Source organism: Mesorhizobium qingshengii (genome assembly GCF_900103325.1).
GTDB classification, from domain to species: Bacteria; Pseudomonadota; Alphaproteobacteria; order Rhizobiales; family Rhizobiaceae; genus Mesorhizobium; species Mesorhizobium qingshengii.
Window position 1 is genome coordinate 26,864 of sequence record NZ_FMXM01000010.1, and the last position, 21,788, is coordinate 48,651.

Genomic DNA, 21,788 nt, shown 5'->3' on the forward strand with positions numbered 1-21,788 from the left:
GAGGAAAAAATGGCAGAAGACAACAAGAAGAAACCGAATCCGATCGATATCCATGTCGGGAGCCGCATCCGGCTTCGCCGCAATATGCTGGGAATGAGCCAGGAGAAACTGGGCGAGAATCTCGGCATCACATTTCAACAAATTCAGAAATATGAAAAGGGCACCAATCGCGTCGGTGCCAGCCGCCTGCAGGCGATCGCTTCCATACTCGGCGTGCCTGTCGCCTTCTTTTTCGAGGATGCGCCGGGCCAGGAGGCTGTTGCGGGCCGTGGCTTTGCCGAAGATGCGTCGATGGCTTTCGCCGTCGAATTCTGCGGCAGTCCCGAAGGACTTCAGCTCAACCGGGCCTTTGTCAAGATCGCCGACGCCAAGGTGCGCCGCAGGATCATAGATCTGGTCAAGTCCCTCTCCGCCGACGATCCCGACTGATCCGCAATACCGTTGCACCGGCGGCGACTTGCCGCCGGTGGCACAAGATAACTGCATTGACATTCATGCCAGGACGGCGGCACCGCTTGACGAGCAGCGCTCCGCCCCGCTAACACGTGGCGCGCCAAAATCGGCAGCCTGCCGATCGTTTTTCAAGAGGGGACACCCGTGACGCGGCAGAACTACTTCTTTACCTCGGAATCCGTTTCCGAGGGCCATCCCGACAAGGTCTGCGACCGGATCTCCGACGAGATCGTCGATCTGGTCTATCGCGAAGCCAAGAAGACCGGCATGGATCCGTGGAAAGTCCGCGTCGCCTGTGAGACGCTGGCAACCACCAACCGCGTCGTCATCGCCGGTGAGGTGCGCGTCCCCGAGACGCTGCTGAAGAAGGACAAGGAAGGCAACATCCTGAAGGATGCCGCCGGTCACCCGATCGTCAATCCGGCCAAGTTCAAGTCGGTCGCCCGCAAGGCGATCCGTGAAATCGGCTACGAGCAGGCCGGCTTCCACTGGAAGACGGCGAAGATCGAGGTCCTGCTGCACGGCCAGTCGCCCGACATCGGCCAGGGCGTCGACAATGCTTCCGACCGTCAGGGCGAGGAAGGTGCCGGCGACCAGGGCATCATGTTCGGCTATGCCTGCCGCGAGACGCCGGATCTGATGCCGGCGCCGATCTACTACAGCCACAAGATCCTCGAACTGCTGGCCGCCGCACGCCACGAAGGCAGCGGCGAGGCCGGTAAGCTCGGGCCAGACGCCAAGAGTCAGGTCACTGTTCGCTATGTCGACGGCAAGCCGGCGGAAGCGACGCAGATCGTGCTCTCCACCCAGCACCTGGATGCAAGCTGGGATTCCAAGAAGGTGCGCCAGGTTGTCGAACCCTATATCCGCGAGGCGCTGGGCGACCTCAAGATCGCCGACAATTGCATGTGGTACATCAACCCGACGGGCAAGTTCGTCATTGGCGGACCGGATGGCGACGCCGGGCTGACCGGCCGCAAGATCATCGTCGACACCTATGGTGGTGCGGCACCCCATGGCGGCGGCGCCTTCTCCGGCAAGGACACCACCAAGGTCGACCGTTCCGCGGCCTATGCGGCCCGCTATCTGGCCAAGAACGTCGTCGCGGCGAAACTCGCCGACCGTTGCACGATCCAGCTTTCCTACGCCATCGGCGTCGCCCAGCCGCTGTCGGTCTATGTCGACCTGCACGGCACCGGCAAGGTCGACGAGGCCAAGCTCGAGGAAGCGCTGCGCACCGTCATGGATCTCTCGCCGTCCGGCATCCGTCGCCATCTGGATCTCAACAAGCCGATCTATGCCAAGACGTCGTCCTACGGCCATTTCGGCCGCAAGGCCGGCCGGGATGGGTCTTTCTCCTGGGAGAAGACCGATCTCGCCAAGGCACTCAAGGACGCGGTTGCCGCCTGATAGCGGCGCCAAGGCCTCGCTATGGAACCGAAGGACAGACCACGTCGCGCGACCGAAGCATTTTTCGGTCGCCGGCGCGGCAAGGCCATGCGTCCGCAGCAGGCGGCCGCGCTGGAAAGCGGCTTCGGCAGATACCGGCTCGATCTGACGGCTGAACCGCCGGCTGATCCGCGCTCTCTGTTTGAAGCGGATGTTTCGGCCGTTCGCCTCGAAATTGGCTTTGGCGGCGGCGAACATCTGCTGCATCGTGCCACCGAGGCGCCGACGATCGGCTTTATCGGCGTCGAACCCTTCGTCAACGGCATGGCCAAGATGATGATGGCGGTCAAGGAAAAGCCACTCGCCAATCTTCGGGTTTATGACGACGACGCCACCCGGCTGCTCGACTGGTTGCCGCAAGCTTCGCTCGACGGCATTGACCTTCTCTATCCGGATCCCTGGCCGAAGAAGAAGCACTGGAAGCGCCGTTTCGTCAGCCCCGTCAATCTCGACCGTTTCGCGCGCGTCCTGAAGCCGGGTTCAAAATTCCGCTTCGCCTCCGACATCGACACCTATGTAAACTGGACTTTGCTGCATTGCCGGGCGCATGGCGAGTTCGCGTGGCAGGCTTCGGAGGCGGCGGACTGGCATCGTCCCTATGACGGCTGGCCCGGCACACGCTACGAGGCGAAGGCCATTCGTGAGGGCCGGCGGCCGGCCTATCTTACCTTCGTGCGAGGCTGATCCCGATTCGCCGTTGAAAAGGTGACGCGCACGCGCAGGCCGCGATCGTCCTTGCCCGCCGACAGATCGAGCCGGCCGCCGAACAGCGCCCCGATCTCCTCTACGATCGGAAGGCCCAGTCCAGCGCCCGGCTTGCCGCCGGCATCGCCGCGCACGAAGCGCTGGCGCACGCTGTCCAGTCTGTCCGCCGCGATGCCGGGTCCGGTGTCTTCCACTTCCAGAACGACATCAGCGCCGCTACCGAAAACCTTGACGGTCGCCTCCGTCCCGCTGCCGGCATAGGCAAGCACATTTTCGATCAGATTGCGGATCATCTCGCTCAACAGCATCGGCTCGCCGCGGACAAACAGCGACCGCTCGCCCTCGAAGCCGAGGTCGATGCCGGCACTGCGGGCGTGAGCGACAAAGTCAGCGGTCAGCGTCTGCGCAAGTTCGGTCAGATTGATCGCGCCAAGGCTCTTCAGCCGATCGGACAGCGCTTCGTCGACCTTGGCAAGCAATAGGAGCTGGGCGATGACCCGCTCGGCATGGGCGATCGCCTCGTCACCGATCGCGGCGGCATGGCGTGCTTCTTCAATCGAACGAGCGCGCGCCGAAAGCGCCAGCTGTGTGCGGATGATGGCCAGCGGCGTGCGCAGCTGATGGCTGGCATTGCCCGTGAAATGCCGCATCGCGCCGAGCGCCGAACCAAGTCTTCCCATGAACGAGTTGACGGTGTCGACCAGCCCGCGCACCTCCTTTGGCACGGATTGTTCGATCGGGTGCAAATCGTCGGGGTTGCGCTCGGCAATGGCATCGCGCAGCCGATAGAGCGGCCTCAGCGAAAAGGTGACGGCGAGCCACACGATCGCCGCTGCCCCGCCGATCAGGATGGCCAGGCGCAATGCGGAGCGTAACAGGATGGTCCGGGCCAGTTGCGAGCGGGCAATCGTCGTTTCGGCGACGGTAACGACAAAGGGAACGGAACTCGCCCCCGTCGAAGCGGCGCGGGACAGCGATGTCAGCCGGATAGGCTCGCCGCGAAAACTGCCATCGGCATAGCCGCTTTCCTCGCGCGCAAGCCCTTTGATCACCGGCAACGTCTGATAGCCGGTTATGAAGACGCCACTGGGGCCGTCGACGCGGTAGAAGACGCGGTCCTGTGCCGCCGATGTCAGCATTTCGAGCGCCACATAGGGAACGTCGACCTCCAGCATGCCGTTCTCGGCCACCACAATGCGCTCGGCAATGGCCAGCGCCGAGCCGGCCAGCACTCGGTCTGATACGGCGTTTGCCGTGTTCACGGCCTCGCGATAAGTATCGGCGAGCGCAATCAGGCCCATGATGACCAGCGGCACCAGCAGCCAGACCAGCAGCCGCCGTCGCAGTGAATATGGCATTGTCTGCACCATCAGGCGCTTGGGATCTTTTCGAGATAGTAGCCAATGCCACGTGCGGTTCTGACCGTCAGTCCGTAAGGCGCCAGCCGCTTGCGCAGGCGGCTGGCATATTGCTCGATGGCGTTGGCGCTCAGATCCTCGTCGAAACCGGCAAGCGATTCGATAATCGCCTGCTTGGCCACCACCTTGCCGGCGCGCATGAACAGCGTTTCGAGCAATGCCAGCTCGCGCGCGGGAATGTCGATTGCTGCTCCCTGGGACGAGAAACTGCGCGTGTTGAGGTCGAGCACTACCTCGCCAAAGGCAACGGTGGCTGCCTTGAGGCCGGCGCGACGGCGCAGCAGCGTGCGGACCCGCGCCTCCAGTTCGCCCACATCGAAGGGCTTGACCATGTAGTCGTCGGCGCCAAGGTCGAGCCCCTTGACCCTTTCGTCCAGCGAGTGGCGTGCCGACAGGATCAGCACCGCCGCGTCATGCTGGCGGCCGCGCATGGTGCGCAACACCTCGAGACCGTCCATCTGGGGCAGGTTGAGGTCGAGAATGACGAGGTCGAACCGCTCGGTGGCAAGTACGGCCACGGCCGACGCACCATCGCCGACCACGTCGACGGCGTAGCCGCTGCCTCTCAGCACGGCCGCAAGCCCACCGGCCAACGTCTGATTGTCCTCTACCACCAGAATGCGCACTGGGTTCTCCCTGCAGGGACGATGCCTATTCGACAGGCAAAGGTCCAGAGCCGCTTCATTTGCGTCTGTCGCGTGTCGCCGTTGTACGACCCGCATTGTTGATGCATGGTCTGGCGACCATGCGCTTGGCCATCCTCATCGTTCTGGTTTGTCTTTCGGCGCCCGCGCGGGCGGAGGTCACCCTCTTTCCCGCACTTGACGGCGCTTCGAATGCACGCACACTGGTCGTCTATTCCTCGCTTGACGTGCCGTTGGCCAAACCGATGATCGACGGCTTCCAGAGGGCCAATCCCGATGTCGCCGTGCGCTACGAGGATTTGTTGACGACCGACATTTATGATCGTGTCGTGGCCGAAACGGACGCCGGCAAGGGCACCGCCGACATCGCTTTTTCCTCGGCCATGGATCTCCAGGTCAAGCTCGCCAATGACGGCTATGCTCAGGAAAGCCGTCTGCCGCTCTCCGATCGCTGGCCGCGCTGGGCAAACTGGCGCGACACTGCCTATGCGCTGACCTTCGAGCCCGCGGTGTTCGTCTATCACAAGCCGAGCTTCAAGGACGTTGCGCCGCCGGCCACGCGCGGCCAGCTCGTCGATTTCCTCAGGACGCAGGGCGACAAGATCTATGGCCGCATCGCCACTTACGACATCGAGCGTTCCGGCGTTGGTTTCATGTTCATGGCGCGCGACCAGGAGCAGTATCCGGACATCTGGTCGGTCATCCGCGCCATGGGAGCGGCAGGTGTGAAGCTCTATTCGACCAGCTCCGCCATCCTCGAGCGGATCGCCGATGGCCGCTTTGTGCTTGGCTACAACATCCTGGGTTCTTATGCCGCCGATTGGGCCGCCAGAGATCCCGACGTCGGCATTGTCCTGCCCAAGGACTATACGGTGGTGATGTCGCGCATCGGGCTGGTGCCGACCGGCTCCCACTCCCCCGACCTCGGCCGCCGCTATCTCGAATATTTCATGTCCGCAGAAGGACAGACGGTGATGGCGCGCGAACTCGAGATCGCTGCCGTCAATCCAGAGGTTTCGGGTGAGAACACGGCAAACAGGATGCAGGAGGTTCTCGGTGCGCAGTTGCGTCCGGTCCCGGTCAGCCCGGGGCTGATGGTCTATCTCGACCAGGTAAAGCGCATGCGCCTCATCGAACGCTGGAACGCGGCGCTGCGCAGTCCCTGATAGCGCGATCTTCCTATCCTGTTGCATCGGTGTCAGTCTGATGTCAGGTTGCCATGCTAGGTAGGTTTTGGCCCATCCGTGGAGGCGGCGAGGCTCGGAAAGTTCGGGAGGACTTCGAACACGTTTCCGCAAAGACTACCGATGGTCGGCGCTCCCGCCGTGCAGGTAGCCTGGAAACGCTGCCCATAGTGGCCGGACCCTGACCCGGCCAGCTCCTTCCTTGTTATTTCGGGACGCTGCCTGACGCAGGCTTCGAAACTGAACAAGCATTTGCCCCGCACATGCGGGTTGCAAGGGAGGAACGGCAAATGAAGCAATTCGTGTTGGCATCCATCATCGCGGGCGCACTCGCCCTGCCGGCCGCAGCGGCCGACTACAAGATCATGGCTCCCGCAGCCCCCGGCGGCGGTTGGGACCAGACGGCGCGTTCGATGCAGACCGCGCTCCAGGACGAAAAGATATCGAGCAGCGTGCAGGTCAACAACGTTCCCGGAGCCGGCGGCACCATCGGCCTCGCGCAGTTCGTCAATCAGGCCAATGGCGATCCGACCCAGCTCATCGTCGGTGGCTATGTCATGGTCGGCGCGATCCTTACCAACGCTTCGCCGGTGACGCTCGACCAGATCACCCCGATCGCCCGCCTGACCGGCGAATATGAAGCGATCGTTGTTCCGGCCGCGTCAGACATCAAGGATATGGCTGGGCTGGTTGCCAAGCTCAAGGCTGATCCGGGCGCGGTCTCCTGGGGCGGCGGCTCTGCCGGAGGTACCGACCACATTGCTGCGGGCCTGCTTGCCAAGGCCGTTGGCGTTGACCCCACCAAGATCAACTACATCGCCTTTTCCGGCGGCGGTGAAGCTCTTGCCGCCATTCTTGGCGGTCAGGTGACGGTCGGCATTTCCGGCTATGGCGAATTCGAATCGCAGATCAAGGCCGGTCAACTCCGCATCATCGGCATCTCCAGCGAAGCCAAGGTAGAAGCCATCGATGCGCCGACCTTCAAGGAAAGCGGCGTGGATGTTTCCATCCAGAACTGGCGCATGGTTGCTGCCGCTCCTGGCCTCTCCGCCGATCAGAAAGCCGCCGTGCTTGCCGACGTCGACAAGATGGTGCAGTCGGCGACGTGGAAGAAGATTCTCGCCGACAAGGGCTGGGCCAACACCTATCTCGCCGGTGACGAATTCTCCGCCCAGCTCAAGAAGGACACCGAAGCGACGGCGGCGATCCTGAAAGATATCGGTTTGGTGAAATGAGCCAGACTGACCACCAGCAAGCGAAGCGCCGCCCGGATCGGGCGGCGCTTGTCATCGCCGCCGCCCTCGCCATCGTGGCCGTGGTGATTGCGTGGAGCACCGCCAGCCACGGTGTCGGGGCCAATTATGCGCGCGTTGGCCCCACGACCTTTCCATACTTCATTGCCGCGGTGTTCCTCGGTCTGTCGATCTGGACGGCTTTCGAAGCCTTTCGCGGTGATTTTCCCGAACGCGAACATCAGGAGATCAGTCCGATCCTGTGGATCGTCGGCGGCCTCGTGGCCCAGATGCTGCTGCTGAAGGTGGCCGGCTTCGCGATTGCCACGGGCCTGCTCTTTGCCGCGACCGCGCGCGCATTCGGCCGCGGCCCGTTGTGGCAGACGATCCCGATCGGCCTCGTGCTGTCATTCGTCATCTGGATCATCTTCGCCAAGGGGCTGCAGCTTTCGCTGCCTGCCGGCCCGCTCGAACAGCTGTTCTAGCGATTTTCGTGGGAGTTCGGCCCTGATGGATACGTTCGGTCTGCTGGCGCAAGGGTTGTTGACGGCTCTCGAGCCGATGAACCTGCTCTATGCGCTCATCGGTGTCACGCTCGGCACGGCTGTCGGCGTTCTTCCCGGCATTGGCCCGGCGCTCACCGTGGCGCTGCTTTTGCCCGTCACCTACAAACTGGACCCGGCTGGCTCGCTGATCATGTTTGCCGGCATCTACTATGGCGGCATGTATGGCGGCTCGACGACGTCGATCCTGCTCAACACGCCGGGCGAAAGTGCCTCGATCGTTACCGCGCTGGAAGGCAACAAGATGGCTCGCGCCGGGCGCGGCGGGCCGGCACTTGCGACGGCCGCCATTGGCTCTTTCGTCGCCGGCCTGATTGCCACTATCGGCCTCGCCTTCATCGCGCCAACCATCGTCAAGATGGCTTTGTCGTTCGGTCCGGCGGAATATTTCGCGCTGATGATCCTCGCCTTCATGACTGTTTCGGCCGCCTTCGGCGACTCCACGCTGCGCGGTCTCACCGCGCTGTTCATCGGTCTGGGGCTCGGGTTGATCGGCATTGACTTGCAGACAGGGCAGGCGCGTCTCGCCTTCGGCATTCCCGACCTGCTCGATGGTATCGAGGTGACCACGCTTGCGGTGGCGCTCTTTGCCATCGGCGAAGCGCTGAGCGTTGCCGCCGGCAAGAGCAGCAGTTCAACCATCCAGGCGGTCAAGGGTTCGGTCTGGATGACCCGCGAGGACTGGCGCCGCTCATGGAAGCCTTGGCTGCGTGGCACCGCCATAGGCTTTCCGATCGGCGCCATGCCGGCTGGTGGCGCCGAAATCGGCACGTTCCTTTCTTACTCCGTGGAAAAGCAGCTTGCGGAAAAACCGGAAGAGTTCGGCCACGGTGCGATCGAAGGCGTTGCAGGTCCGGAAGCGGCCAACAACGCTTCGGCTGCCGGCACGCTGGTGCCGTTGCTGACGCTGGGACTGCCGACCACGGCCACGGCCGCGATCATGCTGGCTGGCTTCCAGCAGTTCGGACTGCAACCAGGCCCGCTGCTGTTCGCCACAAACCCTCAGCTTGTCTGGGGTCTGATTGCCAGCCTGCTCGTTGCCAATCTGATGCTTCTGGTGCTCAACCTGCCGCTGATCGGTGTCTGGATCAAGCTTTTGACCATACCGACGCCTTGGCTCTATGCCGGCATCCTGACGTTTGCGACGCTCGGAACGATCGGTGCCAATGCGGCTGTATCGCAGGTCAACGTCCTAGGGCTGTTCACCTTGCCCGTTTCGTTCGAACTGGGCATGCTTTTGGCGTTCGGTCTGCTCGGTTACGGCCTGCGCCGCTTCGGCTATCCGATTGCGCCGGTCGTAGTGGGATTGATCCTGGGGCCAATGGCGGAGCAACAACTGCGCCGCGCGCTGGCCATCAGCCAGGGCGATCTGTTGATCCTGATCGGATCTCCGATTGCGGTGATCCTGTTGCTGCTGGCGGCGACTGCGGTGCTTTTGCCGCTCTATCTGCGAGCCCGTGGCCGGGGCAAGGTTCTGGCTCAGCTTGGTGCCAGTGAGGACTGACAGGCTCTAGAAGCGCCGGATTCGGTGGAAATCGCGCGGCTCGATGCCCAGCGCCATCAGGTCCCGATTGTCGGGGCGGCGACCACGCTCAACAGCGGCGGATACGGTAATTGCGCTGCCAAACAGGCGGATCAGTTCGCCAATGGCGCCAAACGGCTTGTAGGTGTTCATTTGTTTTCTTCCTTGCTGCCGTGCATCATCGAAATTGCACGGCTTGCCGGACATAGGTACTGGAAAGGCAGCCGGTTAGTGGCGCAACTGCATGCTTGCCATGCGCTTGCTGCAACAGTCGGTTGAATTCCGTTCGGGGGGCGCCGCCGCCTACGGGACTTGAAAGGCGCGCCACCTTCGTTTATATCAGCTTCAAATTCTTGGTCGGTATGACGAAGAGTGGGTCCACCCGGTCCCGCTCTTTTTTATTACCTGCCGATAGCTTCGAATCGAACGACAGGGATCGAATGACTGCAACGGCAAGCGAGGGCGACGAACGCATCATCCGCGAGAGCGGCATCGATGCGCGCATCGCGTTGATCGTCCAGCCGGTGCTGCGCGCGATCGGCTTCCGCCTTGTGCGGGTGCATCTGTCGGGCCAGAACGGGCTGACGCTGCAGATCATGGCCGAGCGCGAGGACGGCACCATGACCGTCGAGGATTGCGAAGAGGTCAGCCGCGCGGTGTCGCCGGCGCTCGATGTCGATGATCCGATCGAAAAGGCCTATCATCTCGAGGTCTCGTCGCCCGGCATCGACCGGCCATTGGTCCGCAAGTCTGATTTCGCGACGTGGACGGGTCATCTGGTCAAGATGGAAACATCGATCATTGTCGCCGATCGCAAGCGGTTCAAGGGCAAGATCGTCGAGGCCGGAGAAAATGACGTGCTGATCGAGCGCGACAAGGCCGCCTATGGCGAAGAGCCGACGGTGCGCGTACCTTACGATGCGATCGCCGAAACCCGGTTGATCCTGACCGACGATCTCATCCGTGACGCGCTGTCGAAGGACAATAGGGCGCGCAAGGAAGCGAAGAAACGCCGCGGCGAGCCGGAAGACGAGGCGACAGAGGGCGCGGAAAACGAAACCGAACAGGAAATGTGATTGGGCTGCCGGGCGCAAAGGCTCGGCAACAAGCTCGGGAGAAAAAAACATGGTTGTAAGCGCCAACAGGCTTGAACTGCTGCAGATCGCCGATGCGGTCGCGCGTGAAAAGTCGATCGACAAGTCGATCGTCATCGCCGCCATGGCCGATGCGATCCAGAAGGCGGCGCGCTCGCGTTACGGCCAGGAGACCAACATCCGAGCCGACATCAATCCCAACACCGGCGAGATGAAGCTGCAGCGGCTGATGGAAGTGGTCGAGAAGGTCGATGATTACGCCACGCAGATCGCCATATCCTCGGCGCGTGAGCGCAATCCCGACGCCCAGCTCGGCGACTTCATCGCCGAACAGCTGCCGCCGATGGATTTCGGCCGCATCGCCGCCCAGTCGGCCAAGCAGGTCATCGTGCAGAAGGTGCGCGAAGCCGAGCGCGACCGCCAGTACGACGAATACAAGGACCGCATCGGCGAAATCGTCAACGGCACGGTCAAGCGCGTGGAATACGGCAATGTCATTGTCGATCTCGGCCGTGGCGAGGCGATCATCCGTCGCGACGAGCTGATCCCGCGCGAGAACTACAAATATGGCGATCGCGTCCGCGCCTATGTCTACGACGTGCGCCGCGAGCAGCGCGGCCCGCAGATATTCCTGTCGCGCACCCATCCGCAGTTCATGGCGAAGCTGTTCACCATGGAAGTGCCGGAGATCTATGACGGCATCATCGAGATCAAGTCGGTCGCCCGCGACCCGGGCTCGCGTGCCAAGATCGCCGTCATCTCGCGGGACTCCTCGATCGATCCGGTCGGCGCCTGCGTCGGTATGCGCGGCAGCCGCGTCCAGGCGGTCGTCGGCGAATTGCAGGGTGAGAAGATCGACATCATTCCGTGGTCGCCTTCCGCCGCGTCCTTCATCGTTAACGCGCTGCAGCCGGCCGAAGTCGCCAAGGTCGTGCTCGACGAGGATGCCGAACGCATTGAGGTCGTGGTTCCCGACGACCAGCTGTCGCTGGCCATCGGCCGCCGCGGCCAGAACGTGCGGCTCGCCTCGCAGCTCACCGGCTGGGATATCGACATCCTGACCGAGGCTGAGGAATCCGAGCGCCGTCAGAAGGAATTCGTCGAGCGCTCGTCGCTGTTCATGGAAGCCCTCGACGTCGACGAGATGGTCGGCCAGGTCCTGGCTTCCGAAGGCTTCACCAGCGTTGAGGAAGTCGCCTATGTCGACGCCGGCGAGATCGCCTCGATCGATGGCTTCGACGACGACACCGCTTCGGAGATCCAGACCCGCGCCCGCGAGTATCTGGAGAAGATCGAGGCGGAGCACGACGACAAGCGCAAGGCGCTGGGCGTCAAGGACGAGCTGCGCGAAATCCCCGGCATCACCACCGCCATGATGGTGACGCTCGGTGAGGACGGCATCAAGACGATCGAGGATTTCGCTGGCTACGCGGCCGACGACCTGACCGGCTGGAAGGAACGCAAGGACGGCGAGACAAAGGTATTTCCGGGTGTGCTCGCCAGCCATGGCGTGACGCGCGCCGATGCCGAGCAGATGGTTCTGGCTGCCCGCCTCAAGGCTGGCTGGATCACCGAAGACGAGCTTGCAGCCGAAGAAGAACCGGCTGACGAAGCCGTTGGTGCGTGAGGTGAAACCGCATCGCACCGAACCCGCCCTTGGACGAGATGAACGATCGCACCTGCATCGTCACCCGCAGGCAGGCCGAACCGGATGAACTGATCCGATTCGTCGTCGGCCCGGATTCGGCCGTCGTTCCAGACATCAAGAGAAATCTGCCCGGCCGTGGTTGCTGGGTGAGCGCCGACCGCCTACATATCGACAAGGCTGCGGCGAAAAACCTCTTTGCCCGCGCCTTCAAGGCACAGGTGGTCGTGCCGCCCGATCTTGGCGGTATGGTCGACGGGCTGCTCTCCAGATACGCTCTGGGCATGCTGGGGCTTGCACGCAAGGCAGGCGCAATTTCGCTTGGCGCCACCAAGGTGGAGAGCGCGGTGCGCGGCGGGCTGGCGCTTTTCGTGCTCCATGCGGCCGAGGCATCCGACGACGGCGTACGCAAGATCAGCCAGGCGCGGCGGGCGACAGTCCATCTCGGCGGGCCTGCTATCCTTGCCTACAAACTTTTCTCCGAGGCCGAGTTGAGCTTGGCATTGGGGGGTACAAATGTGATACATGCTGCCGTTCTCGCGGGAGACGCGGGCAGGGCGGTCCAGAAGCGCATGGTTGCGCTCGACCGGTATCGGGGCGGTTCCCCGGACGATCTGGCAATGCTTGCGGCTGTTGCTGACGAAGATGATGCCGCAGAGGATATGGAATGAGCGATACGAAATCGGGTGACGACAATACGCTGAGTGTGACGCCGAAGAAGACCTTGACGCTGAAGCGCCCCGGTATGGAACAGGGCACTGTGCGCCAGAACTTCTCGCACGGCCGCACCAAGCAGGTCGTCGTCGAAACCAAGAAGCGCAAGTTCTCGATGCCCGGCGACAAGCCGGAGCCGGTTGCCGCACCTGTGTTCACGCCGAAGCCGCCGGTCGTGGCAGCGCCCGTCGTGCAGGAAGCGCCCAAGGCGCCGCCGCCACCGCCGCCGCCTCCGGTCGAGCGCAGCGGCATGGTGCTGAACGAACTGTCGCGCAGTGAAATGGAAGCGCGCCGCAGGGCGCTCGAAGGCTCGAAGGTGCGTGAGGTCGAGGACCGCCAGCGCGCCGCCGAGGACGCCAAGCGCCGCGCCGAGGACGAAGAGCGCCGCAAGCGCGAACGCGAGGAATCCGCGCGCCGCCAGGCCGAGGAAGAGGCGCGGTTGCAAGCCGAGGCCGAGTCCCGCCGTCGGGCCGAGGAAGAGGCACGCCGCCGCGCGCCGCTGGCCGCTGAACTGGCGACGGTCGACGACGAGGAAGAGGTCAAGCCGAAGCGGACTGGCGCCGGTGTGCCGGTGCGCCGTCTGGTCACGCCCGAAGTGGCGCGCCCGGCCAAGCCGACCAAGAGCGAGGAAGATCGCCGCCGGGGCAAGCTGACGCTGAATTCAGCATTGTCCGACGAAGACGCGCGGGCTCGTTCGCTGTCGTCGATGCGTCGCCGCCAGGAGAAATTCAAGCGCGCGATGCACAATGAGCCGCGCGAGAAAGTCATGCGCGAAGTGATCCTGCCAGAAACCATTACCATCCAGGAACTTGCGCAACGCATGTCCGAGCGCGCCGTCGACCTGGTCAAGTTCTTCATGAAGCAGGGCCAGATCCTGAAGCCGGGCGACGTCATCGACGCCGACACGGCAGAGCTGGTCGCGACCGAATTCGGCCATACGGTTCGCCGCGTCGCCGAGTCCGACATCGAGGAAGGCCTGTTCAACATCGCCGACAATGCTGAGGACCTGGTGTCGCGACCGCCCGTGGTTACGATCATGGGCCATGTCGATCACGGCAAGACCTCGCTGCTTGACGCCATCCGCAACGCCAATGTCGTGTCCGGCGAGGCCGGCGGCATCACCCAGCACATCGGCGCCTATCAGGTCGAGAAGAATGGTCACAAGATCACCTTCATCGACACGCCCGGCCACGCCGCCTTCACGGCAATGCGCGCCCGCGGCGCCCAGGCCACCGACATCGCCATCCTGGTGGTGGCAGCCGACGACAGCGTGATGCCGCAGACGATCGAGTCCATCAGCCATGCCAAGGCGGCCGGCGTTCCGATCATCGTGGCGATCAACAAGATCGACAAGCATGATGCCGATCCGCAGAAGGTGCGTTCGGAGCTGTTGCGCCACGAGGTCTTCGTCGAATCGATGGGCGGTGAAGTGCTGGACGTCGAAGTGTCGGCGACCAAGGGCACCAATCTCGACAAGCTGCTGGAGGCGATCCTGCTGCAGGCCGAAATTCTCGACCTGAAGGCCAATCCGGACCGCACCGCCGAGGGTGTTGTCATCGAAGCTCAGCTCGACAAGGGCCGTGGCCCGGTTGCCACCGTGCTGGTGCAGACCGGCACGCTGATGCCGGGTGATATCCTTGTCGCCGGCAACGAATGGGGCCGGGTGCGTGCGCTGGTCAACGATCGTGGCGTGCAGATCAAGGAAGCGCCGCCGGCAATGCCGGTCGAAGTGCTTGGCTTGCAAGGCACGCCACAGGCCGGCGACCGCTTTGCCGTGGTCAACAACGAGGCCCGTGCCCGCGAAATCACCGAGTACCGCCAGCGTCTGGCGCGTGAGAAGGCGGTTGCCAAGCATGCCGGCCAGCGCGGGTCGCTCGAGCAGATGATGTCGCAATTGCAGACGAGCGGACTGAAGGAATTCCCGCTGGTCATCAAGGGCGACGTGCAGGGCTCGATCGAGGCGATCAACGCGGCGCTGGACAAGCTCGGCACCGACGAGGTGCGTGCGCGCATCGTTCATGCCGGCGCCGGCGCCATCACCGAAAGCGACGTGTCGCTGGCGGAGACTTCGGGTGCGGCGATCATCGGCTTCAATGTCCGCGCCAACGTCCAGGCGCGTGCAGCTGCCGCGGCGGCGGGCATCGAGATCCGCTACTACTCGATCATCTACAATCTCGTGGATGACGTGAAGGCGGCTCTGTCGGGCCTGTTGTCGCCGGAACGTCGCGAGACCTTCATCGGCAATGCGCAGATCCTCGAGATCTTCGACATCACCAAGGTCGGCAAGATCGCCGGCTGCCGTGTCACCGAAGGCAAGGTCGAGCGTGGCGCGGGCGTGCGCCTGATCCGCGACAACGTCGTCATCCACGAAGGCACGCTGAAGACGCTGAAGCGCTTCAAGGACGAGGTTTCGGAGGTCCCCGGCGGCCAGGAATGCGGCATGGCCTTCCAGAACTACGAGGACATGCGTGTCGGTGACGTCATCGAGTGCTTCCGCGTCGAGATGGTGACCCGGACGCTCTGAGTTCGAGTGACTTGTCCATACCGGGCGGTGGTCGAAAGACCGCCGCCCAACACATATGAGACATGCGGCACGGTCCCATCCCGCGCCCCACGCTTTCAGGATTGAGAAAAATGCCCCGTCCTACCACTTCAAGTCCATCCCAGCGCATGCTGCGTGTCGCCGAACAGGTGCGCCATGCGCTGTCCGAAACCTTGCAGCGCGGTGAGATCATCGATCCGCTGATCGAGAATACCGTGATTTCGGTCTCGGAAGTGCGTATGTCTACCGATCTGAGGGTCGCCACCGCCTTCGTCTCGCCACTTGGAGCCAAGGATGCCGACGCGGTGGTCGAGGCGCTCAACAAGCATGCGAAATTCGTGCGTGGCCGCGTTTCCGGGGCGCTGCGGCAGATGAAGTTCATGCCTGAGTTCCGCTTCAAGCTCGACACTTCCTTCGACAATTTCGCCAGGATCAATGAGCTCCTCAAGTCGCCCGAAGTGGCGCGCGACCTGGACCCGGACGCCCAAGATAAAGCCGACCAGAACAAAGACGACAACAAGGACACCGAATAGTGGCGCGTCGCGGCAAGAAGAAGGGCCGGCCGATCTCTGGCTGGCTGGTGCTGGACAAGCCGGTCGGCATGGGTTCGACCGAAGCCGTCTCCAAGATCAAGTGGCTGTTCCAGGCGGAAAAGGCCGGCCATGCCGGCACGCTTGATCCGCTGGCTTCCGGCATGCTGCCGATCGCGCTCGGCGAAGCCACCAAGACCGTGCCTTACGTGCAGGACGGCGCCAAGATCTATCGTTTCACCGTTGCCTGGGGGCAGGAGCGTTCGACCGACGACCTCGAGGGTCCGGTAACCAAGGATTCCGACCAGCGTCCGTCGGAGGCCGAGGTGCTGGCGCTGCTGCCGAAATACACCGGCGTCATCATGCAGACGCCACCGCAATTCTCGGCCATCAAGATCGCCGGCGAGCGCGCCTACGATCTGGCCCGCGAGGGCGAAACGGTCGACATCCCGCCGCGCGAGGTCGAGATCGGCCGTCTCGATCTTGTCGTGCACAATGCCGACCACACCGTTTTCGAGGTCGAGTGCGGCAAGGGCACGTATGTACGTTCGCTGGCCCGCGACATGGGCCGCGATCTCGGCTGTTTCGGCCATATTTCGGAATTGCGCCGGGTCGAGGTCGAGCCGTTCACGCCGGAAGACTTCGTCACCATCGCCGAGCTGGAAGCCGCTCGCTTCGGTGAAAAGGGCGACGAAGGTTCGGAAACGGTTGATGAAGTGGAAAAGCCGATCGATTTCGGTGCGATCGACGCGCTGCTGGTCGACACGTCGGCCGCGCTCGACTGTCTGCCGCAGATCGCCATCAGCGACGATGCGGCGACAAGGATCCGCCTCGGCAACCCGGTCATCATACGCGGGCGCGACGCGCCGGTCGAAGCGGAAGAAGCCTGCGCCACCGCACGCGGCAAGCTGGTCGCCATCGGCGCAATCGAGCAAGGCATGTTCAAGCCCAAGCGGGTCTTTGCCGGGTGACGGCGCTCGTCTAGTTTCTTTCGACACGACGCGCGAGGGGGCTCCATGACAAAGGCTGAGACGGTCAAGAAGCGGGCGCCGGCGAGGACGCGGCGGCCACCGGTCGGCGCGTCGCCCGGCACGCTGATCGCTGACCCGACGGCGCGGCGCTCGGAACTGCGGCTGACCCTGATCTCGCCGCAAAAGTTCAAGACCATCGACAACGCCAGCATCGACGACGTCGCCGCCAATTGCGAAAAATGGCCGATCATCTGGCTCGATTGTACCGGACTCGCCAGCATTTCGCTGATCGAGGAGATCGGCCGCATTTTCAGCCTGCACCCGCTGGCGCTGGAAGACGTCGTCAACACAGGCCAGCGGCCGAAGGTGGATTTCTTCGAGGACCATGCCTTCGTCGTCGTCAGGATGATCGACGACGTCACCGCGCACCGCTACGAGCAGATCGCCGTTTTCTTCGGCAAGGGTTTCGTCGTCACTTTCCAGGAACGGGAAGGCGATCCGTTCGATCCGGTACGCAAGCGCATCGAGAGCTCGGCGCCCAACCGGCTGCGCGCGCGTGGCGCCGACTATCTTGCCTATGCGCTGATCGATGCCATCGTCGACAGCTATTTTCCGCCAATCGAGACTGCCGGCGACCTGGTCGACAGCATCGAGGACGAGATGATGAATACGCCGCACAAGCATCAGATGCGGCAGCTGCATGAGTTGCGGCGCGACGCCAATGTGCTGAAGGGCGTGCTGTGGCCGATGCGCGATGCGCTGGCGACCCTGATCCGCAACGACGTGCCCTATGTGAAGGCCGAGACCAAGGTCTTCCTCAACGACACGCTCGATCACTCGCTGCGGCTGATCGAATTGGTGGAAACCCAGCGCGACATGCTGACCGGCCTGATCGAGATGCATCTGTCGCTGAGCCAGGCGCGCACCAACGACGTCATCAGCTACCTGACCATCGTCTCCGTCATCTTCATGCCGCTGACTTTCCTGGTTGGCGTGTGGGGCATGAATTTCAGTCCCGACGCCTCGCCATGGAACATGCCGGAACTGCGATCCTACTACGGTTATCCGGCCGCACTCGTCTTCATGCTGCTTGTCGCGATCGGGCTGATCTCCTTCTTCAGATGGAAGAAGTGGCTTTAGCCGCGGCGAAAGTCTTCTTTTGGGCCACAAAAGCTGCGACGAAGCCGGCTTGTGAATTGGGCTGGTGTTTTCCGGGGAATTGCACTATATGCGCCGCAGCATCGCGCCCTGACGCGTTGCGTGCACCGGCCCCTGCTGGACGACATCCCGGCTGAGGGCGACCCGTTTCCTCAAACAGATAAGGAAAAACACGATGTCGATTACTGCCGAGCGCAAAAAGGAATTGATGGGTGAATTCGCAACCGCCAAGGGCGATACCGGGTCTCCGGAAGTCCAGGTGGCCATCCTTTCCGAGCGCATCAAGAACCTGACCGACCATTTCAAGGACCACAAGAAGGATAACCATTCCCGCCGTGGTCTGCTTGCTCTCGTCTCCCAGCGCCGCAGCCTGCTTGATTATCTCAAGCGCAAGGACGACGCGCGCTATCAGACGCTGATCGAGAAGCTCGGTCTGCGTCGTTGACGAATTGACCGGCGGGCTTTCTTCGGAGAGCCCGCCGGTCACGCATTCTGCCAGTCGTATCGATTGGCCAGACCCGGTTTCGAGCGTGCAGAGGGCCACTCGAAACCGCCCATGGACGGTCATGGGGCAGGATTGCAGGACGCTCGCGCGCGCTCGCCGCGCAGAAATTACCCGAGCTTCCCGTTGTCTTGCCCGTGGCTGCCCGAGAAAGGAAGCCAGGGAAAGGGCATCCGCGCACCGTGAAACGGCGCGGCCCTTTCCGCTTATTAAGGACAAGACATGTTCAATCACCACAAAGTGGAAATCGAATGGGGCGGCCGCCCGCTCATCCTCGAAACCGGCAAGATCGCGCGCCAGGCTGACGGCGCGGTGCTCGCCACCTACGGCGAGACCAAGGTTCTCGCCACCGTCGTTTCGATGAAGGAGCCGAAGCCCGGCCTCGATTTCTTCCCGCTGACCGTCAACTACCAGGAAAAGACCTACGCCGCCGGCAAGATCCCGGGCGGCTATTTCAAGCGCGAAGGTCGTCCGAGCGAGAAGGAAACGCTGGTTTCCCGCCTGATCGACCGCCCGATCCGCCCGCTCTTCGCCTCAGGCTACAAGAACGACACCCAGATCGTCGTCACCGTCGTCCAGCATGACCTCGAGAACGATCCCGACATCCTGTCGATCGTCGCCACCTCGGCTGCGCTCACCCTGTCGGGGGTTCCGTTCATGGGCCCGGTCGGCGGTGCCCGCGTCGGTTACATCAACGGCGAGTATGTGCTCAACCCGCATGTCGACGAAATGCAGGAATCCAAGCTCGACCTCGTCGTCGCCGGCACCGCCGACGCCGTGCTGATGGTCGAGTCCGAAGCCAAGGAACTCGGCGAAGAGCTGATGCTCGGCGCTGTCATGTTCGGCCACAAGGGCTTCCAGCCAGTGATCGACGCCATCATCAAGCTGGCCGAAGTTGCCGCCAAGGAGCCGCGCGACTTCACCGCGCCGGACTATTCCGCGCTTGAAGCCGAGATGCTGAAGATCGTCGAAGGCGAACTTCGCGACGCGTACAAGAATGTAGACAAGCAGAAGCGTTACGCCGCCGTCGACGCCGTCAAGGCGAAGGTCAAGGCCGCGTTCGCGCCGGCTGAAGGCGAAGAGGCCAAGTACACCTCCGAGCAGATCGGCACCGTGTTCAAGGAACTCCAAGCCAAGGTCGTGCGCTGGAACATCCTCGACACCGGCTCGCGCATCGATGGCCGCGACCTCAAGACGGTCCGCAAGATCGTCTCGGAAGTCGGCGTCCTGCCGCGTACCCATGGTTCGGCGCTGTTCACCCGCGGCGAGACCCAGGCACTGGTCGTAGCCACGCTCGGCACCGGCGAGGACGAGCAGTATGTCGATTCGCTGACCGGCATGTACAAGGAGAAGTTCCTTCTGCACTACAACTTCCCTCCCTACTCAGTAGGTGAAACCGGCCGCATGGGCTCGCCGGGCCGCCGCGAAATCGGCCACGGCAAGCTCGCCTGGCGCGCCATCCGCCCGATGCTGCCGAGCGCTGACCAGTTCCCATACACGCTGCGCGTCGTCTCGGAGATCACCGAGTCCAACGGCTCGTCGTCGATGGCCACCGTCTGCGGCACCTCGCTGGCGCTGATGGATGCGGGCGTTCCGCTGGCCAAGCCGGTCGCCGGCATCGCCATGGGCCTGATCAAGGAAGGCGAGCGCTTCGCCGTGCTCTCCGACATCCTTGGCGACGAGGATCACCTCGGCGACATGGACTTCAAGGTCGCCGGCACCGCCAACGGCATCACCTCGCTGCAGATGGACATCAAGATCGAGGGCATCACCGAGGAGATCATGAAGATCGCGCTGGACCAGGCCAAGGATGGCCGCCAGCATATCCTCGGCGAAATGGCTCAAGCCCTGACCGGCGCCCGCCCCGAGCTCGGCGAGTTCGCGCCACGCATCGAGGTCATGCACATCCCGACCGACAAGATCCGCGACGTGATTGGTTCGGGCGGCAAGGTCATCCGCGAGATCGTCGAAAAGACCGGCGCCAAGATCAACATCGAGGATGACGGCACGGTCAAGATCGCTTCGTCGAACGCCAAGGAGATCGAGGCGGCCAAGAAGTGGATCCACACCATCGTCGCCGAGCCGGAAGTCGGCGAGATCTACGAAGGCACGGTCGTCAAGACCGCCGACTTCGGCGCTTTCGTCAACTTCTTCGGTCCGCGTGACGGCCTCGTCCATATCTCGCAGCTTGCCAACGACCGGGTCGCCAAGACCTCGGACGTTGTCAAGGAAGGCGACAAGGTCTGGGTCAAGCTGATGGGCTTCGACGAGCGCGGCAAGGTTCGCCTGTCGATGAAGGTCGTCGACCAGGCCACCGGCAAGGAACTCGCCCGCGACAAGAAGACCGAAGGCGAAGAAAACGCCGCCTGATCGGTCCGGCCAATAAATCAAAACGGGCGCGCCGGTAGGCCGCGCCCGTTTTCATTTGAAGGGACATCGGAATGCCTGCTGAGGCGCTGAAGACGCTTTTCCATCCATTCGAGGCCGAGGCTGTCGCCTTGCCGCGATCGGGCGAGCGGGTCCTCTTTCTCGGCGCCGAACCAGGCTTTCGCCTACCTGCCGGTTTCGAGGCCGAGCTCCACCTCGTGCAAGGCTTCCGGCCCTACTTTCGCGCGCTGCAGGCTTCTGGTGTCGTCACTCCGCAAGCGGAAGGCGATGGTTTTGGTATGGCGCTTGTGTTTGCCGGCCGCCATCGCGGCCTGAACGAATTGCGCATCGCCCAGGCGCTCGAGAGCGTGGCGCCGGGTAGGCTGATCGTCATTGCCGGCGGCAAGGATGATGGTATCGCCAGCCTGCGCAAGCGCATTGGCGAGCTTGTGCCGCTCGACGGCCATCTGCCGAAATATCACGGCATTGCCTTCTGGCTCCGCCGTCCCGCCGATCTGGCGGCGGCGCAAGAACTGCGCGCCGCCAATCCAGCCTTGCTGGTGGAAGGCCGCTTCCATACCGCACCGGGCATGTTTTCCTTTGACCGGATCGATACCGGCTCGAAATTGCTGGTTGAGAACTTGCCCAATGATCTGCGCGGCAGCGTAGCCGATTTCTGCGCCGGCTGGGGCTACCTGGCAGCCGAGGTCGCCGCGCGCTCACCCGGTATTCTGGCGCTCGACCTTTATGAGGCGGACTTCGCCTCGCTCGAAGCTGCAAAGCTCAATCTGCCAGGGGTTAGCCAGTCGATCACACGGAATTTCTTCTGGACAGATCTGCTGAGCGAGCCGGTCGAACGGCGCTACGACGCGATCGTCATGAACCCGCCGTTTCACCGCAGCCGCGCAGCCGAACCTGAGATCGGGGCCGGTATGATCCGCGCGGCAGCCAAGGCATTGAAGCCTGGAGGTCGGCTGTTCATGGTGGCCAACCGTCAGCTTCCCTATGAGCCGATACTGTCGGCCGCCTTCTCGAGCCATGCCGAGCTTGCCCGCGACGGCATGTTCAAGGTGCTTTCGGCACGTCGTTGAAGCA

The 21,788-nt window shown here is 63.0% G+C and carries 20 protein-coding genes; 17 read left to right on the top strand and 3 right to left on the bottom strand.

The annotated features are described in order from the left end of the window. Nucleotides 1–9 precede the first annotated feature (9 nt). The 3 genes from BLS48_RS17100 (at nt 10) to trmB (ending at nt 2,586) form a co-directional block, all read left to right on the top strand. Complete coding sequence (locus BLS48_RS17100) at nt 10–429, top strand: helix-turn-helix domain-containing protein (RefSeq protein WP_091579562.1); 420 nt, start codon at nt 10–12, stop codon at nt 427–429. A gap of 168 nt (nt 430–597) precedes the next feature. Then, nucleotides 598–1,863 carry a methionine adenosyltransferase gene (metK, locus tag BLS48_RS17105; RefSeq protein WP_091579565.1) on the top strand — a complete coding sequence of 422 codons (1,266 nt, stop codon included), beginning with the start codon at nt 598–600 and terminating at the stop codon, nt 1,861–1,863. Between the two features lie 21 nt (nt 1,864–1,884). Continuing rightward, nucleotides 1,885–2,586 (top strand): tRNA (guanine(46)-N(7))-methyltransferase TrmB, encoded by a 702-nt coding sequence (gene trmB, locus BLS48_RS17110; protein WP_091579567.1) that lies wholly within the window; start codon nt 1,885–1,887, stop codon nt 2,584–2,586. Here trmB and BLS48_RS17115 read toward each other — a convergent pair. Together BLS48_RS17115 and BLS48_RS17120 are read right to left on the bottom strand one after the other, a co-directional pair. After that, the gene (locus tag BLS48_RS17115; protein WP_244529640.1) at nt 2,562–3,965 is read right to left on the bottom strand and encodes a sensor histidine kinase; all 1,404 of its coding nucleotides are present in this window, start codon (nt 3,963–3,965) and stop codon (nt 2,562–2,564) included. The two genes, trmB and BLS48_RS17115, sit on opposite strands and share 25 nt — an antisense overlap. 11 nt (nt 3,966–3,976) lie before the next feature. After that, nucleotides 3,977–4,651, bottom strand: coding sequence for a response regulator transcription factor (locus BLS48_RS17120; RefSeq protein WP_091579573.1), 675 nt, complete (start codon nt 4,649–4,651; stop codon nt 3,977–3,979). A gap of 119 nt (nt 4,652–4,770) precedes the next feature. On the opposite strand from BLS48_RS17120, the gene BLS48_RS17125 reads away from it, so the two are divergent. The 4 genes from BLS48_RS17125 to BLS48_RS17140 all read left to right on the top strand — a co-directional run bounded on the left by BLS48_RS17125 (nt 4,771) and on the right by BLS48_RS17140 (nt 9,152). After that, on the top strand, nt 4,771–5,835 hold the full coding sequence (locus BLS48_RS17125) for an ABC transporter substrate-binding protein (RefSeq protein ID WP_091580043.1): 1,065 nt from the start codon (nt 4,771–4,773) through the stop codon (nt 5,833–5,835). A gap of 308 nt (nt 5,836–6,143) precedes the next feature. Next, nucleotides 6,144–7,088, top strand: a complete 945-nt coding sequence (locus BLS48_RS17130; RefSeq protein WP_091579576.1) for a Bug family tripartite tricarboxylate transporter substrate binding protein — start codon at nt 6,144–6,146, stop codon at nt 7,086–7,088. Continuing rightward, nucleotides 7,085–7,570, top strand: a complete 486-nt coding sequence (locus BLS48_RS17135) for a tripartite tricarboxylate transporter TctB family protein (RefSeq protein ID WP_091579579.1) — start codon at nt 7,085–7,087, stop codon at nt 7,568–7,570. Before BLS48_RS17130 ends, BLS48_RS17135 begins: the two co-directional genes overlap by 4 nt. Nucleotides 7,571–7,595: 25 nt before the next feature. Further along, entirely contained in the window at nt 7,596–9,152 is a 1,557-nt protein-coding gene (locus tag BLS48_RS17140; protein ID WP_091579581.1) for a tripartite tricarboxylate transporter permease, read from the top strand. Nucleotides 9,153–9,158: 6 nt separating this feature from the next. Here the strand turns inward: BLS48_RS17140 and BLS48_RS35690 are convergent, their stop codons facing one another. Continuing rightward, nucleotides 9,159–9,323 carry a hypothetical protein gene (locus tag BLS48_RS35690; protein ID WP_167365124.1) on the bottom strand — a complete coding sequence of 55 codons (165 nt, stop codon included), beginning with the start codon at nt 9,321–9,323 and terminating at the stop codon, nt 9,159–9,161. Nucleotides 9,324–9,610: 287 nt separating this feature from the next. Between BLS48_RS35690 and rimP the strand changes: the two genes are divergently transcribed. The 10 genes from rimP (at nt 9,611) to BLS48_RS17190 (ending at nt 21,784) form a co-directional block, all read left to right on the top strand. Next, the gene (gene rimP / locus BLS48_RS17145; RefSeq protein ID WP_091579584.1) at nt 9,611–10,246 is read left to right on the top strand and encodes a ribosome maturation factor RimP; all 636 of its coding nucleotides are present in this window, start codon (nt 9,611–9,613) and stop codon (nt 10,244–10,246) included. Nucleotides 10,247–10,295: 49 nt separating this feature from the next. Beyond that, complete coding sequence (gene nusA / locus BLS48_RS17150) at nt 10,296–11,891, top strand: transcription termination factor NusA (RefSeq protein ID WP_091579586.1); 1,596 nt, start codon at nt 10,296–10,298, stop codon at nt 11,889–11,891. A gap of 38 nt (nt 11,892–11,929) precedes the next feature. Beyond that, a complete protein-coding gene (locus tag BLS48_RS17155; RefSeq protein ID WP_091580046.1) occupies nt 11,930–12,580 on the top strand; it encodes an RNA-binding protein in 651 nt (216 codons plus the stop codon). Next, a complete protein-coding gene (infB, locus tag BLS48_RS17160; protein WP_091579589.1) occupies nt 12,577–15,147 on the top strand; it encodes a translation initiation factor IF-2 in 2,571 nt (856 codons plus the stop codon). Before BLS48_RS17155 ends, infB begins: the two co-directional genes overlap by 4 nt. Before the next feature lie 110 nt (nt 15,148–15,257). After that, nucleotides 15,258–15,698 (top strand): 30S ribosome-binding factor RbfA, encoded by a 441-nt coding sequence (gene rbfA / locus BLS48_RS17165; protein ID WP_091579590.1) that lies wholly within the window; start codon nt 15,258–15,260, stop codon nt 15,696–15,698. Continuing rightward, nucleotides 15,698–16,666, top strand: a complete 969-nt coding sequence (truB, locus tag BLS48_RS17170) for a tRNA pseudouridine(55) synthase TruB (protein ID WP_091579593.1) — start codon at nt 15,698–15,700, stop codon at nt 16,664–16,666. The genes rbfA and truB overlap by 1 nt, the downstream gene beginning before the upstream one ends. A gap of 45 nt (nt 16,667–16,711) precedes the next feature. After that, complete coding sequence (gene corA, locus BLS48_RS17175; RefSeq protein WP_091579595.1) at nt 16,712–17,806, top strand: magnesium/cobalt transporter CorA; 1,095 nt, start codon at nt 16,712–16,714, stop codon at nt 17,804–17,806. Nucleotides 17,807–17,999: 193 nt separating this feature from the next. Next, nucleotides 18,000–18,269 carry a 30S ribosomal protein S15 gene (gene rpsO, locus BLS48_RS17180; RefSeq protein WP_006337962.1) on the top strand — a complete coding sequence of 90 codons (270 nt, stop codon included), beginning with the start codon at nt 18,000–18,002 and terminating at the stop codon, nt 18,267–18,269. A 279-nt stretch (nt 18,270–18,548) separates the two neighbouring features. After that, complete coding sequence (pnp, locus tag BLS48_RS17185; protein WP_091579598.1) at nt 18,549–20,696, top strand: polyribonucleotide nucleotidyltransferase; 2,148 nt, start codon at nt 18,549–18,551, stop codon at nt 20,694–20,696. 71 nt (nt 20,697–20,767) lie between these two features. Continuing rightward, nucleotides 20,768–21,784 (top strand): class I SAM-dependent methyltransferase, encoded by a 1,017-nt coding sequence (locus tag BLS48_RS17190; protein ID WP_091579601.1) that lies wholly within the window; start codon nt 20,768–20,770, stop codon nt 21,782–21,784. Nucleotides 21,785–21,788 lie beyond the last annotated feature (4 nt).

What these genes read in the sequence shown, in the direction of transcription:
- BLS48_RS17100 (WP_091579562.1), top strand. Translation starts at nt 10, where the DNA reads ATGGCAGAAGACAACAAGAAGAAACCGAATCCGATCGATATCCATGTC.
- trmB (WP_091579567.1), top strand. Translation starts at nt 1,885, where the DNA reads ATGGAACCGAAGGACAGACCACGTCGCGCGACCGAAGCATTTTTCGGT.
- BLS48_RS17115 (WP_244529640.1), bottom strand. Translation starts at nt 3,965, where the DNA reads ATGCCATATTCACTGCGACGGCGGCTGCTGGTCTGGCTGCTGGTGCCG.
- BLS48_RS17125 (WP_091580043.1), top strand. Translation starts at nt 4,771, where the DNA reads ATGCGCTTGGCCATCCTCATCGTTCTGGTTTGTCTTTCGGCGCCCGCG.
- BLS48_RS17130 (WP_091579576.1), top strand. Translation starts at nt 6,144, where the DNA reads ATGAAGCAATTCGTGTTGGCATCCATCATCGCGGGCGCACTCGCCCTG.
- BLS48_RS17135 (WP_091579579.1), top strand. Translation starts at nt 7,085, where the DNA reads ATGAGCCAGACTGACCACCAGCAAGCGAAGCGCCGCCCGGATCGGGCG.
- BLS48_RS17140 (WP_091579581.1), top strand. Translation starts at nt 7,596, where the DNA reads ATGGATACGTTCGGTCTGCTGGCGCAAGGGTTGTTGACGGCTCTCGAG.
- BLS48_RS35690 (WP_167365124.1), bottom strand. Translation starts at nt 9,323, where the DNA reads ATGAACACCTACAAGCCGTTTGGCGCCATTGGCGAACTGATCCGCCTG.
- rimP (WP_091579584.1), top strand. Translation starts at nt 9,611, where the DNA reads ATGACTGCAACGGCAAGCGAGGGCGACGAACGCATCATCCGCGAGAGC.
- nusA (WP_091579586.1), top strand. Translation starts at nt 10,296, where the DNA reads ATGGTTGTAAGCGCCAACAGGCTTGAACTGCTGCAGATCGCCGATGCG.
- BLS48_RS17155 (WP_091580046.1), top strand. Translation starts at nt 11,930, where the DNA reads ATGAACGATCGCACCTGCATCGTCACCCGCAGGCAGGCCGAACCGGAT.
- infB (WP_091579589.1), top strand. Translation starts at nt 12,577, where the DNA reads ATGAGCGATACGAAATCGGGTGACGACAATACGCTGAGTGTGACGCCG.
- rbfA (WP_091579590.1), top strand. Translation starts at nt 15,258, where the DNA reads ATGCCCCGTCCTACCACTTCAAGTCCATCCCAGCGCATGCTGCGTGTC.
- corA (WP_091579595.1), top strand. Translation starts at nt 16,712, where the DNA reads ATGACAAAGGCTGAGACGGTCAAGAAGCGGGCGCCGGCGAGGACGCGG.
- rpsO (WP_006337962.1), top strand. Translation starts at nt 18,000, where the DNA reads ATGTCGATTACTGCCGAGCGCAAAAAGGAATTGATGGGTGAATTCGCA.
- pnp (WP_091579598.1), top strand. Translation starts at nt 18,549, where the DNA reads ATGTTCAATCACCACAAAGTGGAAATCGAATGGGGCGGCCGCCCGCTC.
- BLS48_RS17190 (WP_091579601.1), top strand. Translation starts at nt 20,768, where the DNA reads ATGCCTGCTGAGGCGCTGAAGACGCTTTTCCATCCATTCGAGGCCGAG.